Genomic DNA, 14,128 nt, shown 5'->3' with positions numbered 1-14,128 from the left:
CGCAGGATCACGCACTCGTCGTGTCGTCGATCTCGCCGACGAGCTCCTCGAGGATGTCTTCCAGAAACACCGCACCGTTGTGTTCTGCCGGACCGGTCACCTGCGCCACATGGGACCCGGTGCGCCGCAGCCTCGTCAGCGCGTCGTCCAGGTCCATCTCCGGCTCGAGGCTGATCAGCGGCCGGATCCGCTCGGCCGGGACGGGTTCGCGGAAGTCCGTGGGGCCGGTCAGGTCCAGCACGTCCTTCAGGTGCACATAGCCGGTCGGCTCTCCGTCGGGATCGGTCAGGACGTAACGGGAGTAGCCGTGGTCGACCACGACCTGCTGCAACCGTGCCGGAGTGACGTCGCGCGGGAGCAACACCAGGTCGCCCGTCGGCACGGCGAGGTCGGAGACCGTCTTGGCGGGGAGGGCGGTCACGGCACTCAGCGCGCCGGTGCGGTCCTGCACCGTGCCCTCGCGTTTCGACTCGGCCACGATCGTGGCCACCTGCTCCCGCGTGTATTCGCTGGTGGCTTCGTCCTTCGGCTCCACCCCGAAGAGGCGCACGACCGCGTTCGCCGTGGCATTCAGTGCGACCACCACGGGCTTGACCAGCCGGGCGACCGCCACCAGTGGCGGCGCGAGCAGCAGCGCCGCACGGTCCGGGAGCGAGAAGGACAGGTTCTTGGGCACCATCTCCCCGAACACCACGTGCAGGTAGGTGACCGAGACCAGAGCGGCGAGGAACGCGATGATCGTGATGGATTCGGCGCCGACTCCGACCTGGTCCAGCAGCGCTCCGAACAAGTGATGTATGGCGGGCTCGGACACGTTCAGGATCAGCAACGAGCACACCGTGATCCCCAACTGGCTCGTCGCCAGCATCAGCGTCACGTGCTCCATCGCGAACAGGGTGGTTCGCGCCGACTTGCTGCCGCGCTCGGCCCGCGGCTCGATCTGCGAGCGGCGCGCCGAGATCACCGCGAACTCCGCCGCGACGAAGAATGCGTTCCCCAGCAGGAGCACGACCAGCCAGATCAGGCCCGTGTAGTCGGACATTTATGCCGTCCCGTCGGTCTCGCCACGGCCGGCCACGTCGTCCGGGGTAACGGCCACATCATCGGGAGCCAGTGTCTTCGGGCTGGACTTCGGGATGAATCGGATGCGGTCGATCCGCATCCCGTCCAGGCGCTCGACCTGCAGGCTGCCATCGTCGAACTCGACCCGGTCACCCAACTGCGGGATCCGGCCGAGGCGCTCGATGACGAACCCACCGACCGACTCGTAGGCGTCACCCTCAGGCACCTGCACCCCGGCCAGCTCCGCCAGCTCATCGGGTCGCAGGACGGCATCGAAGGCCAGCGAGTCTCCTTGTCGTTGCACGGAAACCACCGACTTGTCGTGCTCGTCGCGCACCTCGCCGACGAGCTCCTCGACCACGTCCTCCATGGTGACCAGCCCGGCCGTGCCGCCATACTCGTCGATCACGATGGCCATCTGGAATCCGCCGCTGCGCAGCACCTCCAGCAAGGTCCCCACGCTCACCGACTCCGGCAAGCGGTCCGGCTCGACCATCAGCTCCTCGGCCGTGACGTGCGTCCAGCGGTCGACCGGGACTGCGAAGGCGTGCTTGACGTGCACGACCCCGACGACCTCGTCGGCGTCTCTTCCGATCACCGGGAAGCGAGACAGCCCGGTGCGTCCCGCGAGGTCGGTCACCGTCGCGGCGGTGGTGTGGGGGCCCACCGTCACCATCCGCACCCGGGGCGTCATCACCTCGTGCGCGGAGCGACCGGCGAACCGCAGCGCCCTACCCAGCAGCCGGGCGTGGTCCTCCTCCAGCGCTCCGTGCGCCGCCGACCGGCGCACCAGCGAGGACAACTCCTCGGCGGTTCTCGCCCCGGACAACTCCTCCTTCGGCTCGACGCCGACCTTCCGCAGGAGCCCATTGGCGGAGTTGTTGAGTGCCGAGACCAGCGGCCGGAACATCCGGGTGAACGCCGCCTGCAGCGGCACCACCACCTTCGCAGTGTGCAGCGGCGTCGCCAACGCGAAGTTCTTCGGCACCAGCTCGCCGAACAGCATCGAGAAGATCGTCGCGATCACCAGACCGACGACACCGCCGACCGCCGGCACCGCACTCCCCGGCAGGCCGATCGAGCGCAGCGGTGACCCGAGCAGGGAACTGACCGCCGGCTCGAAGGTGAAGCCGGTCAGCAGGGTCGTCAAGGTGATGCCCAGCTGTGCGCTGGACAGGTGCGTCGAGGTGATCCGCAGTGCCCGGATCGTGTGCCCAAGACCCTTCTCGCCGGCGCGATCGCGGTCCTCGAGCTCGCTTCGGTCCAGGTTGACCAGGGCGAATTCGGATGCGACGAACACGCCCGTGCCGAGTGTCAGGACCAGGCCCACGCCGACCAGCAACCACTCCGTCAGCACGTGACATCACCGTCCGTGTCGGCGTCCGCTGACGGAGCACGGGGCGGAGGGTCGTCCATACACCGCGATCCTAATGGTCGGATCGCGTCGCTCCTCCGGGCGCCGGGCGGAGTCAGGCCCCGCCGATCGTGCGCAGCAGGTCCAGGGTGCGGCGCACTGCCGGGCTGCTCGCGGCGGCGTCGCGCACGTGCACCGCGATGCCGCGGCTGACGTCCGCGTCCTCCAACGGCACTGCGCGCGCCTTGCGAGGCAGCGAACCGAGCGTCAGCCGTGGCGCCATCGTCACGCCGATGCCCGCGGCGACGAGCGCGAAACTCGTGTGGTGGTCCTGGCACTCGGCCACCACCCGGGGACGGACGCCGGACTTGTTGATCGCGCGCTGCAGGATGCGACCGCAGGTCTGTGCCTCGTCACTGTCGTCGATCCACGGGTATTCGGCGAGCTCGCTCATCGTGACCGACTCCCGGTCGGCGAGCGGGTGCTTCGCGGGGACGACCGCGACATACTGCTCCGTCATCAACTCGTGGCGGGTGTAACCCTTCAGCCGCACGGGCGGCTCGCTCAGGTCCTCGGTGCGTATGTCGAGGTCGCACTCGGGTCGGAATGCCTCGGAGTGCTCGTTGAGGTCGACCGTGATCAGGACGTCCGCGAACTCGCGCTGCAGCTTCGCGACGAGCTGGGGGACCCATTCCTCGCCGGCGGAGGAGAAGCAGGCGATCGACAGGCTGCCGGTGCGGCCCTGACGAAGGTCCGTCACCACGTCGTCGAGCCGTGCGAGAGCGCCCATGGCGTCGTCGCTGTGCTCGGCCAGCAGGCGCCCTGTCGGAGTCGGGCAGATGCCGCGGCCGGCCTTCTCGAAGAGGCTCAAGCCGGTCTCGCGTTGCAGCTGGTTGATGTGCTGGCTCACCGCCGACGGCGTGTAGCCCAGGTTGGCGGCGGCGGCCTGCACCGACCCGCTGGCGACGACGGACCGGAAGACCCTCAGGCGGTGTATGTCGAGCATGCAAACAACACTACAGCAAGTCTTAACCATCATAAAGCAATCACAGCTTGTGCTGAACAGTTAAGTTCGGCAGCATAGATGTCATGAACACGACACAGGGACTGAACAACAAGATCCAGCACAACGACCGGGGTCGGGCGTCGCTCGGCTTCAGCAGCAAGGTCCGGGCGTTCTGGCGCAGTCAGCAGGACGCACAGGAGCTGCTGATCGAGAAGCAGACTCCTTGGCTCAGCCGCCACTGATGCCGGCCTCCTCCGACGACACCGCCGGCGACACCTCCGAAGAAAATCACGACATCCCCTGACCCAGTTCCGTTCGGGTCAGGGGATGTTCGTCGTGGGGATTTAGGCGAGCGGGTTCTTCAGCAACAGCTCCGTGTTGCGATCGGCCGTGCTGCCGTTCCGGTCCGGGTCGCGATAGATGTCGTTGTAGGACAGCTCCCGATAGAGCGACGCAAGCGCCGAGGGCGACCCGTCGTCATACGCGGCCTGGTAGGGCGCGGCGGACTCGATCAGGGTGGTGAAGAGCGACAGCGTGCCGTCGGTGTTGTCGCAGACGTCGATGATCCGCGCGTGCTGGGGGAAGTCCACGTGTGACGCGGTGTTGATCTCCCAGAAGCTGCGCGTCGGGTCGTTGTGGTGGTGCGGAGTGATCTTGTTGTCGTGGGTGTGGCCGTTCACCCAGGCGACCACGTTGGGGTAGCGCTGCAGCGTGCTGACGAGTTCGCTTCCGCTGTGGCGGATTTCGAGCTTGTCCGGCGCGAGCAGCAGGTTGCCCATCGTGTCGCTCGTGTGGTGACTGAAGAGCACGAAGAGCTGATCGGTGACGTGTTTGCGGTGCTCGATGCCCCAGCCGTCGTAGTAACGGCTCGACGACGCCTCGAGCGTGCGCTTGATCCATCGGAACTGCGCGTCGCCGATCGAGCCGTCGGTGAAGCCGGCCCGGTTCGTGGAGTCCATCGAGATGCCGACGACGCCCGGCGCGATCTGGAAGCTGTAGTAACCGATCCCGTCGGCGACCGCGTCGGCGGTGAAGCCGTGGCCGTGCGGCCCAGGGCCGTCAACGGCCGGGTCGAGGTGTGCGGCCATGAATTCGCGTGGGCTGAAGGGTGCCCGGCGCTCGTCTGCGGTCACCTCCCAGTCGGAGTCGGTCAGCTTCGCCGACTTCGGGATGGCGGACCGCCCGCCGACCGCGGAGGTCCGCAGTGCACGGGTCGCGCTGGTGTTGTCGAAGCCGGTGAACTTGAAGCGCCCGGTGTAGAGGTCGGCGAGGATCGGAGTGTCGGACGGCAGCGTGCCCTCGATCGAGTCGTCGTGGTTGCCGAAGACGCTGTACCACTTCGTGTCGAGACCGTCGCTGGTGTGAGTCTTGGTCGCCCGGTCGAAAAACCCTGGGAGAGTGGGGAATCCAACCTTCTTGTAGGTGTCCTGGGCGTTGGACTCGGGCAGGTAGTAGAAGCTGTCGCCGGCGGTCTGCACGCCTTCCCAGGTCTTCGACCCGGTGTTCGCGGTGATCGCGCCGCCGCTCATCATCGCCAGGAACCAGTCCAGCTCGACCTTCTCGTGGTTGTCGGAGCTGTCACCGGTGGTGACGACACAGTCGAAGGCCCGGCCGCTGAACGGTCCCTTCCGCAACGCGTTGACCCGGCGGACCAGTTCGGCGCCGCCCTGGGTGCCGAGCGCCTCGTGCGGCCGGAAGGCGGACCCGGTGATCTGGTGCAGCCACTCGAAACGCACCGGTGACTGCGCGTCGATGACATGGACGTCGGTGAATTGCACGATCGACGCCTGGGCCTGCCGGGTGTCGTCCCGCTTCGGCTTCGCCGGGCTCAGGTCGGTGCGCACGACGAGCGGATAGCCCGGTCCGGCGACCAGTCGGGTGTAGCCGCCGGTGGTCGCCGGGGCGGCGGCCTGCTCCAAGGTCGTCCCTTCCGGCAGGAGCGCACGGCTCAGTCCTCGATGTCGGCTCGCATCGAAGCCGGTGTCGAACCTGGAGTTGAGGCCGGAGTCTGTCGCCTGGGCACTGTGGCTGCTCAGGGCTGTTGCTGCCAGCCCGCCGATGGTTCCGCCGAGCACGGTGCGGCGTCGCAGGGAAGTCATGTCGCTCCTCGGTTACTTGGACGTGCGTCCATCATTGCGGTCAACGGCGACCGTGTGGTGACTCCGAGTCGACGAATTCAGGAAATCTCGGATCTTCACGAAATCTCGGATCGCGTCACGCGAGCGGGTTGCGCAACAGCAGCTCGGTGTTGCGATCCGCGGGAGTGCCCATGCGCTTGGTCACGTGCTGATGTATGTCGTTGTAGGCCAGCTCGCGGTAGAGGGAGGCCAGGGCGGATGGCGACCCGTCGTCATACGCCGCCTGGTATGGCGCGGCGGACTCGATGAGGGTGGTGAAGAGCGACAGCGTGCCGTCGGTGTTGTCGCAGATGTCGATGATCCGCGCGTGCTGCGGGTAGTCGACGTGCGATGCGGAGTTGATCTCCCAGAAGCTGCGGGCCGGATCAGCGTGCCGGTGCGGGAGGATCCGGTTCTTGTGCAGGTGGCCGTTCACCCAGGCCACCACGTTCGGATAACGCTGCAGCATGTTGACGAGTTCGCTTCCGCCGTGGCGTTTTTCGAGCAGGTCCGGTGCCGGTGCCAGGTTGTTCATCGAGTCGCTCGTGTGGTGGCTGAAGAGCACGAAGAGCTGGTCGGTGACGTCCTGCCGGAGCACTGCGCCGCGCGCGTCGTAGTAGCGACTGGAGCCCGCGCGCAGGGTGCGCTGGATCCAGCGGAACTGCGCTTCGCCGATCGAACCCTCCACGAAACCAGTGCGATTCGTGGAGTCCATCGCGATGCCGGTCACGCCGGGTGCAATGGCGAAGGAGTAGTAGCCGATGCCCTGCGCCAGCGCGTCGAGGGTGAAGCCGTGGCCGTGTGGTCCCGGGCCGTCCACCGACCGGTCGAGATGGGCGCCCATGAACTCGCGTGGCGTGAAGGGTGCGCGACGCTCGTCGGCAGTCACCTCCCAGCGCGATTTCGGGAGCTTCGAGGTCCCGGAGATCGCCGCGTGTGCCCCGTCCACCGCGCGTCGTAGTGCCGTGTTGCCGCCCGCGTCGGCGAAGCCGGTGAATTTGAACCGCCCGGTGTAGAGGTCGGCCAGGACCGGACTGTCCGACGGCATCATGCCGCCGATGGCGTCGTCGTGGTTGCCGAAGACGCTGTACCACTTCGTGGCCAGCCCATCGCTGCTGTGTGGTCGGGTTGCGCGGTCGAAAAACCCTGGGAGCGTGGGGAATCCAGCCTTCTTGTAGATATCGGGCGCACCGGTCTCGGGCAGGTAGTAGAGCGTGCTGCCGGCGGACTGGACGCCCTCCCAGCTGTCGCGGGCGCCGGTGTTGGCGGTGATCCGGCCGCCGCTCAGGGTCGCCAGGAACCAGTCGAGCTCGATCTTCTCGTGGTTGTCGGAGCTGTCGCCCGTGGTCACGACACAGTCGAACGCACGGTTGCTGAAGGGCCCGATGCCCACGTCGTTGATCCGGCGGACGAGCTGGGCGGCGCCCTGAGTGCCCAGCGCTTCCTGCGGGCGGAAGGCGGACCCGGTGATCTGGTGCAGCCACTCGAAACGCACCGGCGACTGCGCGTCGATGACGTGCAGGTCGGTCACCTGCACGATCGAGGCGCGACCGGTGCGCGTGACCGAGCGCCGCCGCTTCGCCGGGCTGAGATCGGTGCGCACGACCACCGGATAGCCGGGCCCGGCGGTCAGCCGGGTGTAGCCGCGTGTGGAGACCGGTCGCGCGGCTTGCGCAAGTGTCGTGCCTGCTGACCGCGCCGCGCTGTGCTCTTCCGGGTCGGCCGCGATTCCCGCCGCGAGGTCGCCCCGCGGTGGGCTGGCCTCGGTCCGGGCGGCACCTGCGAGTGCGGTCGTCGCCGCTCCCGCGACCGCTGCGCCGAGCAGGCTCCGACGTCCGATGGGGGACATGTCACTCCTGGTTGTGTGGGGAGGTGCAGACGCGACCAGATTTGCGGCGTTCGGCGGCGCCGAGGTGACGGTCGGGCGAGGTCCTGGTGAAGACGTTGCGGCGGACAAACTTGAGCGGAATAGACTCAACTTTGTGGTAGTTGTCCCTACCGAGACGTATGTCGTGCTTGCCCCGCCCCGCGCGCCGCGCTTGAGTGGGTGGCAGCGGTGCGGCATACCCGATGACCTGATTTGACGACCCGACAGGGAGGACCAACCGACGTGGCTCTACAGCTGACCACCAAGGCGCAAGAGGCTGTGTCCAACGCAGTGCAGCTTGCGACCACCGCCGGCAACCCGCAGGTGGAGCCGGCCCACCTACTGCTCGCGCTGACCGAGCAGACCGACACGACCACTGGTCCGCTGCTGGAAGCGGTGGGCACCACCGCACAGGCCACACGTGCGACAGCCGAGCAGGCGCTGCGCACCCTGCCCGCGACGCAGGGCGCCTCGGTTGCTCAGCCGACGATGTCCCGCACGCTCGCCAACGTGCTGGAGCAGGGCCGGCAGGCGATGGAGTCGATGGGCGACACCTATGTCTCCACCGACCACTTGTTGCTCGCGCTCGCCCAAACCGGTGAATTCGATTTGAACGCAGATGCTTTGGCGGCTGCCATCCCGCAAACGCGCGGTGGCGGCAAGGTGACCGGCCCCGAGCCGGAGGGCAGCTTCGACGCGCTCGAGAAGTACGGCACCGACCTGACAGCGGTCGCGCGGGAGGGCAAGCTCGACCCGGTCATCGGTCGCGACTCCGAGATCCGGCGCGTCGTGCAGGTGCTGTCGCGGCGGACCAAGAACAACCCCGTGCTGATCGGTGAGCCCGGTGTCGGCAAAACCGCCGTCGTCGAGGGCCTCGCGCAGCGCATCGTCGCCGGTGACGTCCCGGAGTCGTTGCGGGACAAGCGACTGATCTCGCTCGACCTGAGCGCGATGGTCGCCGGCGCGAAATACCGCGGCGAGTTCGAGGAGCGGCTCAAGGCCGTGCTGGAGGAGATCAAGGGCTCCGACGGCGAAGTCGTCACCTTCATCGACGAACTGCACACCGTGGTCGGCGCGGGCGCCGGCGGCGACTCGTCGATGGATGCCGGCAACATGCTCAAGCCGATGCTGGCCCGTGGCGAGCTGCGGCTGGTCGGCGCGACCACCCTGGACGAATACCGCGAGAACATCGAGAAGGACCCGGCGCTGGAGCGTCGCTTCCAACAGGTCTATGTCGGCGAGCCCTCCGTGGAGGACACCATCGCCATCCTCCGTGGCCTGAAGGAGCGCTACGAGGCGCACCACAAGGTTGCCATCTCCGATGCCGCGCTCGTGGCGGCGGCGACGCTGTCCGACCGCTACATCACCGCCCGGCAGTTGCCCGACAAGGCGATCGACCTGATCGACGAGTCGGCGTCCCGCCTGCGGATGGAGATCGACTCCTCACCGGTCGAGATCGACGAGCTGCGTCGCTCCGTCGACCGGCTGAAGATGGAGGAGCTGCACCTGCAGAACGAAACCGACGACGCCTCGAAGGAGCGGCTGGCCAAGCTGCAGTCGGACATGGCCGACAAGCAGGACGAGCTCAGCGCCCTCACCGCACGGTGGGACCAGGAGAAGGCCAGCCTCAACCAGGTCGGCGACCTGAAGGCCGAGATCGACGAGCTGCGCACCAACGCCGATCGCCTTCAGCGAGAAGGCGATTACGCCGGCGCGTCGAAGATCCTGTATGGCGAGCTGCCCGCCCTGGAGACGCGCCTGGAGGAAGCGCAGGCCGCCGAGTCGACCCAGTCGACCGCCGGTGGCGAGGCGCCGATGGTCAAGGAAGAGGTCGGACCCGACGACATCGCGGACGTGATCTCCTCGTGGACCGGCATACCGGCCGGCCGGCTGCTGGAGGGTGAGACCGAGAAGCTGTTGCGCATGGAGGACTGGATCGGCGAACACGTCATCGGTCAGAAGAGTGCGGTGCAGGCGGTGTCGGATGCGGTGCGTCGCACCCGTGCCGGTGTCGCCGACCCGGACCGGCCCGCGGGGTCGTTCCTCTTCCTCGGCCCGACCGGTGTCGGCAAGACCGAGCTGGCCAAGGCCGTCGCGGACTTCCTCTTCGACGACCCGCGCGCCGTCATACGCATCGACATGTCCGAATACTCCGAGCGGCACGCGGTCGCCCGGCTGATCGGCTCGCCTCCCGGCTACGTCGGCTACGAGGAGGGTGGTCAGCTGACCGAGGCCGTCCGCCGGCGCCCCTACTCGGTGGTGCTGCTGGACGAGGTCGAGAAGGCGCACCCGGAGACCTTCGACATCCTCCTGCAGGTGCTCGACGACGGGCGGCTGACCGACGGTCAGGGCCGCACGGTCGACTTCCGCAACGTCATCCTGATCATGACCTCCAACTTGGGCTCGCAGTTCCTCGTCGACCCGACGCTGGACCTGAAGCAGAAGCACGAGTCGGTCATGCAGACCGTGCGGCAGTCGTTCAAGCCGGAGTTCATCAACCGGCTCGACGAGGTCATCATCTTCGAGGCGCTGACCAAGGACGAGTTGACCCGGATCGTCGACCTGCAGGTCGACGCGATCGCGCTGCGGCTCGCCGACCGGCGGATCACCTTGTCGGTCACCCCGGCCGCCAAGCAGTGGCTGGCCGACGAGGGCTACGACCCGGCATACGGTGCTCGGCCGCTGCGCCGGTTGGTGCAGAAGCAGATCGGTGACCGGCTGGCCAAGGCGCTGCTCGGCGGCGAGGTCCGCGACGGCCAGGACGTCACGGTCGACGCGGGGCCCGACGGCGACGGCCTGACGCTCGCCCCGGCCGGCGCCCCCGCCCCGGCAGCCTGACCCCCGTCACCGAGAGGACACAAAACGCATCGAGGGGACACGCAATTTTGGCCCGTGAAGGCCGAATTGTGTGTCCTCTCAGTGCGTTACGTGTCCGCTCGGTAAAAGGGCGTCGGGTCGGTTGGGGGTGTGTCGGGCTCGGGTGGCAGGATCGCAGCCGTGGAACGCGTCGCGCTGATCTCCGATGTCCATGGCAACCTGACCGCGCTCGAGGCGGTGCTCGCCGACATCGAGCGGCGGGGCATCACCCGCATCTGGAACCTCGGCGACTACGTCGGCAAGGGACCGCGCGGCCGGGAGGTCGTCGACATCTGCCGTGAGCGCTGCGAGGTCAACATCCTCGGCAACTGGGACGACTTCCTGCCCGACCCCGACCGCGAACCCGGCAGCGAAGCTTTGGTCTGGTGGCTGGATCAACTCGGCCCCGGTCAGGGCGAGTGGCTGCGTGCGCTGGACTTCAGCCACGACGAGTGGGTGAGCGGTCGGCGGCTGCGGGTCTTCCACGCCAGCGAGGAGACCGTGCACCGGCGGGTGCGTTATGTGCGCAGCCAGGACGAGTTCGAGGCGCTCTTCACCAACACCCCGGCGACCGGGGACGGGCCGCTGCCGGACCTCATCGGGTATGGCGACACGCACGACCCCCACTACGAGGTGCAGCTCGGGGCGCGCACGGTCTTCAACACCGGAGCCGTCGGCAACTCGATGGGTGACCCGACCGCGATGTACTGCATCCTCGAGGGGGAGTGGGGCTCGCAGGAGACCGCGCCGTGGTCCGTCGCCTACGCCCGCGTCCCGTATGACGTCGAGGCCGAGCTCGCCCACGCGCGGTCGGTCGGGATGCCCGACTACGCGGGGTACGAGCTGGAGCTACGGCACGGGGTCTACCGCGGCAACATGGCCGAATGGCAGTCGGGGGAGAAGCTCACCGGCTACCACGAGCGCGCGGTCTGACCCGCGGATCAGACCGATTCCGAGGCGTTTTCGGCGATCGCGGTCGCGAACGACGGGGCGAGCGGCAGCAAGTCGCCGACCAGCAGGCACGTCTGCAGGGCGTGGTAGACGTCCGGCTTACCGTCCCAGGTGCCGGCCGCCGGTCGGTTGTGCTCGTCGAGCTCGTGGCGCCACGACCCCCGCTCGGTGTCGATGAGGTGTTCCTGGGCATAACCCCACCACTCGAGCAGCAAATCGCACCAACGCTTTTCGCCGGTCACGCCCCCGAGGGCGTATGCCGCGCCGATCGCCTCGCACAGCACCCAGTGCATGCGTGCGCGCACGACCGGCCGGCCCTCCCAATCGGTGGTGTAGACGAAGCCGTCCGCGCCGTCGACCGCCCAACCGTCGGTCACCGCGCGGGTCGCGAGTTCCGTTGCGGCAGTGACCAGCTCACTCCCGTCGTATGACCCGTCGACGCGTCGACGGCTCGCGCGCACCGACAGCGCCAGGCGCGACCATTCCAGTCCGTGGCCGACCGTTGCGCCATACGGACGGAAGGGGTCGGCCGGGCTCTCGCGGTTGTAGTCGGGCAGGACGGCGCCGTCGGGCTCGAAGTGCTCGGCGATCCGCCAGTCCCGCTCCTGTGCCCAGCTCGCCACCTGCCGGGTCATCGCTTCGGCCCGGTCGAGGTAGCGCCCGTCGCCGGTCACGTCGTGCACCGCGAGGAATGCCTCCACTGTGTGCATGGCGGCGTTCACGCCCAGATAGGGCTCGACCTCGCTCCAGTCCGCCAAGAAGCTCTCGTGCACAAGGTTTTTCGACTCGATCCAGAAGTGCTCGTCGTGCACGGCCTGCGCCGACGCGAGCAGCTGCGCAGCGCCCGGCCGACCGGCGACGACGGCACTGCTCGCCGCCAGCAGCACGAACGCGTGCGGGTAGCCCTGTTTGCTGTCGTCGATGGGCGAGCCGGACGCGCTGTCGACGGCCGCGAACCAGCCGTCGTTGACCGGGTCACGGAACACCGAGGACAACGACTGCACACCGTGATCGACCAGCGGTGCGAACTCGTCCCGCCCGCGCAGCAACCCGAGGGCTGCGACGTGGGTCATCCGGCAGGTCAACCACAACTCCAGTGGCCGGTCGGTCAGCTGCCCGTCGTCGTCCAGCCAGCCGAAACCGTGCGTGGTGCGTGATCGCAGGGCGAAGTCGAGCAGCCGGTCCGCCTCGTCACGAAACTGTCCGGCCGGCAGCGCGGCCGTCATCGGGACAGCTCCTCGATGGCCTGGGCCACGTCGGCCGGCGCCTCCCACTGCAGCATGTGGCCGAGCTCGTCGAAGGTCGTCAGCTCCGCCTGTGGCAGGCCGGCAGCGATGCGTTGCGCGAGCTTCGGCGGCGTGAGCCGGTCCCGCGAACCGACGAGCACCTGCGCCGGCACCGTCTGCAGATCGGCAAGCGCCGCCACCTCGTCGTGCTGCATCAGTGCGTCGTAGAAGCCGGCGAAGACGCTCACCCGGGTGCCCCGCGCAATCACGGTGGCCTCCTGCACGTCGGCCGGGTCGGCGCCGGGGCCGAACGCCGCAGCGCGGTGGCCCTTCTCCGTCATACCTCTGCCGAGGCGGAGCGGCAGTCGGCGCATCGCCGCCATCGCCTGGCGTTCGCCCGGTCGACCGGTCCCGTGCAGACCGCCCGCGGCCGTCGACACCAGCGCCATGCCGCGGACGCGCCCGACGAACTCCTGCGGCGCGAGCCCGGCATACGCCAGGATCGTCATCCCGCCCATCGAGTGCCCGCCGAGCACCACCTGCTCGCCGGCCGGCACGAGCTCGTCGGTGACCGTCCGCAGATCGGCGCCCAGCCGGCGGATCGACTGCGGCCCGACCTTGCGGCTGCCGCCGGCGAGCGTCGACGTGCCGTGTCCGCGCTGATCCCACAGCACCACCCGCAGCGACGGGTCGAGCGTGCGCAGCACCGGCAGCCACGAGCGGTGATCCAGGATCCAGCCGTGGCCGAGCACCACGGTGCGCGTCACCGGGCCGCTCGGTTCGCGGATGTATGCCGACAACACCGCCTCGTCGTCGGTGCTGATGCGGTGCACGTGAAGTCCTGCCATGGCGCCATTCTCCCCGACCGGTCGGTGGCGCGGGCCTCCGGGAACCGCCCGACGCACCCATACGTCAACATGGGCGTCCACCCGTCACCCCCTCGGGAAAGATAGGTTGCTCCACATGCGACGTACCCTGACCGTCACCAGCTCGCTCGCGATCACGGCTGCTCTGGCGTTGGCCGGCTGCAGCAGCGGCAGCAAGTCCTCCGGCGAGGGGACCTCTGGCGGATCGGACGGCGGCAAGACCCCGCGGTCGGTGCTGGTGCAGGCTAAGAAGACCCTCGACGACACCTCGGGTGTGCACCTGAAGCTGACCTCGGACAAGATCCCGCCGAAGGAGAACGGCCTGATCAGCGGCGAGGGTGACGGGTCGCACGCGCCGGCATTCAAGGGCAAGATCGGTGTCCGGATCCCGGCCGCCGGCACCATCTCCGTGCCCGTGGTCGCCGTCGACGGCAAGGTGTGGGCCAAGACCCCGCTCAATCCCAAGATGGCCAAGATCGACCCCAAGCAGTTCGGCGCGCCCGACCCCGCACAGATCTTCGCCAAGGAGGGCGGCTTCTCCAGCCTCCTCGTGGCCACGAAGTCCCCGAAGTTCGGTGACAAGAAGCGCGACGGCAAGGACATCGTGCAGACGGTCACCGGCACGCTGCCGGGCAAGGCGATCAAGCAGAGCCTCAACTTCGGCAACGCGAACAAGACCTATGACGCCGTCTACCAGATCACCGACAAGGGGGAGCTGCGCTCGGCCGAGCTGACCGGCGCGTTCTACAAGGGGTCCAATGACACGTCATACACCGTCGAGTTCAGCAAGTACGGCCAGAAGGTCTCCGTCAAGGCGCCCTGA

At 68.2% G+C, this 14,128-nt stretch carries 11 protein-coding genes; 4 read left to right on the top strand and 7 right to left on the bottom strand.

Annotated features, from left to right (window positions below; translation table 11 throughout):
- Nucleotides 1-7: 7 nt before the first annotated feature.
- From ACSZL9_RS16985 to ACSZL9_RS16975, 3 genes are all read right to left on the bottom strand, one after another.
- Nucleotides 8-1,042, bottom strand: coding sequence for a hemolysin family protein (locus ACSZL9_RS16985; RefSeq protein WP_446666704.1), 1,035 nt, complete (start codon nucleotides 1,040-1,042; stop codon nucleotides 8-10).
- Nucleotides 1,043-2,416 (bottom strand): hemolysin family protein, encoded by a 1,374-nt coding sequence (locus tag ACSZL9_RS16980; RefSeq protein WP_446666919.1) that lies wholly within the window; start codon nucleotides 2,414-2,416, stop codon nucleotides 1,043-1,045. It lies immediately after the preceding gene.
- 115 nt (nucleotides 2,417-2,531) lie between these two features.
- Nucleotides 2,532-3,422 (bottom strand): LysR family transcriptional regulator, encoded by an 891-nt coding sequence (locus tag ACSZL9_RS16975; protein ID WP_446666703.1) that lies wholly within the window; start codon nucleotides 3,420-3,422, stop codon nucleotides 2,532-2,534.
- A gap of 83 nt (nucleotides 3,423-3,505) precedes the next feature.
- Between ACSZL9_RS16975 and ACSZL9_RS16970 the strand changes: the two genes are divergently transcribed.
- On the top strand, nucleotides 3,506-3,664 hold the full coding sequence (locus ACSZL9_RS16970) for a hypothetical protein (RefSeq protein ID WP_446666702.1): 159 nt from the start codon (nucleotides 3,506-3,508) through the stop codon (nucleotides 3,662-3,664).
- A gap of 102 nt (nucleotides 3,665-3,766) precedes the next feature.
- Here ACSZL9_RS16970 and ACSZL9_RS16965 read toward each other — a convergent pair whose 3' ends face one another.
- A complete protein-coding gene (locus ACSZL9_RS16965; RefSeq protein ID WP_446666701.1) occupies nucleotides 3,767-5,521 on the bottom strand; it encodes a TIGR03767 family metallophosphoesterase in 1,755 nt (584 codons plus the stop codon).
- 115 nt (nucleotides 5,522-5,636) lie between these two features.
- Nucleotides 5,637-7,388, bottom strand: a complete 1,752-nt coding sequence (locus ACSZL9_RS16960) for a TIGR03767 family metallophosphoesterase (RefSeq protein WP_446666700.1) — start codon at nucleotides 7,386-7,388, stop codon at nucleotides 5,637-5,639.
- Nucleotides 7,389-7,649: 261 nt separating this feature from the next.
- Between ACSZL9_RS16960 and clpB the strand changes: the two genes are divergently transcribed.
- On the top strand, nucleotides 7,650-10,244 hold the full coding sequence (gene clpB, locus ACSZL9_RS16955; protein WP_446666699.1) for an ATP-dependent chaperone ClpB: 2,595 nt from the start codon (nucleotides 7,650-7,652) through the stop codon (nucleotides 10,242-10,244).
- Between the two features lie 159 nt (nucleotides 10,245-10,403).
- Entirely contained in the window at nucleotides 10,404-11,195 is a 792-nt protein-coding gene (locus tag ACSZL9_RS16950; RefSeq protein ID WP_446666698.1) for a metallophosphoesterase family protein, read from the top strand.
- An 8-nt stretch (nucleotides 11,196-11,203) separates the two neighbouring features.
- Here the strand turns inward: ACSZL9_RS16950 and ACSZL9_RS16945 are convergent, their stop codons facing one another.
- Nucleotides 11,204-12,439, bottom strand: a complete 1,236-nt coding sequence (locus ACSZL9_RS16945; protein ID WP_446666697.1) for an AGE family epimerase/isomerase — start codon at nucleotides 12,437-12,439, stop codon at nucleotides 11,204-11,206.
- A complete protein-coding gene (locus tag ACSZL9_RS16940) occupies nucleotides 12,436-13,287 on the bottom strand; it encodes an alpha/beta fold hydrolase (RefSeq protein ID WP_446666696.1) in 852 nt (283 codons plus the stop codon). The genes ACSZL9_RS16945 and ACSZL9_RS16940 overlap by 4 nt, the downstream gene beginning before the upstream one ends.
- A gap of 115 nt (nucleotides 13,288-13,402) precedes the next feature.
- Between ACSZL9_RS16940 and ACSZL9_RS16935 the strand changes: the two genes are divergently transcribed.
- Complete coding sequence (locus tag ACSZL9_RS16935; protein ID WP_446666695.1) at nucleotides 13,403-14,128, top strand: LppX_LprAFG lipoprotein; 726 nt, start codon at nucleotides 13,403-13,405, stop codon at nucleotides 14,126-14,128.

The sequence above is a fragment of the Flexivirga sp. B27 genome (genome assembly GCF_052905685.1).
Note: the sequence above shows the minus strand (reverse complement) of the source record. Positions and strands in the feature narration are given on the sequence as shown.

Bases quoted from the DNA above. Each gene is read 5' to 3' on its own strand.
- ACSZL9_RS16975 (WP_446666703.1), bottom strand. From the start codon at position 3,422: ATGCTCGACATACACCGCCTGAGGGTCTTCCGGTCCGTCGTCGCCAGC.
- ACSZL9_RS16935 (WP_446666695.1), top strand. From the start codon at position 13,403: ATGCGACGTACCCTGACCGTCACCAGCTCGCTCGCGATCACGGCTGCT.
- ACSZL9_RS16940 (WP_446666696.1), bottom strand. From the start codon at position 13,287: ATGGCAGGACTTCACGTGCACCGCATCAGCACCGACGACGAGGCGGTG.
- ACSZL9_RS16965 (WP_446666701.1), bottom strand. From the start codon at position 5,521: ATGACTTCCCTGCGACGCCGCACCGTGCTCGGCGGAACCATCGGCGGG.
- ACSZL9_RS16985 (WP_446666704.1), bottom strand. From the start codon at position 1,042: ATGTCCGACTACACGGGCCTGATCTGGCTGGTCGTGCTCCTGCTGGGG.
- ACSZL9_RS16960 (WP_446666700.1), bottom strand. From the start codon at position 7,388: ATGTCCCCCATCGGACGTCGGAGCCTGCTCGGCGCAGCGGTCGCGGGA.
- ACSZL9_RS16945 (WP_446666697.1), bottom strand. From the start codon at position 12,439: ATGACGGCCGCGCTGCCGGCCGGACAGTTTCGTGACGAGGCGGACCGG.
- ACSZL9_RS16970 (WP_446666702.1), top strand. From the start codon at position 3,506: ATGAACACGACACAGGGACTGAACAACAAGATCCAGCACAACGACCGG.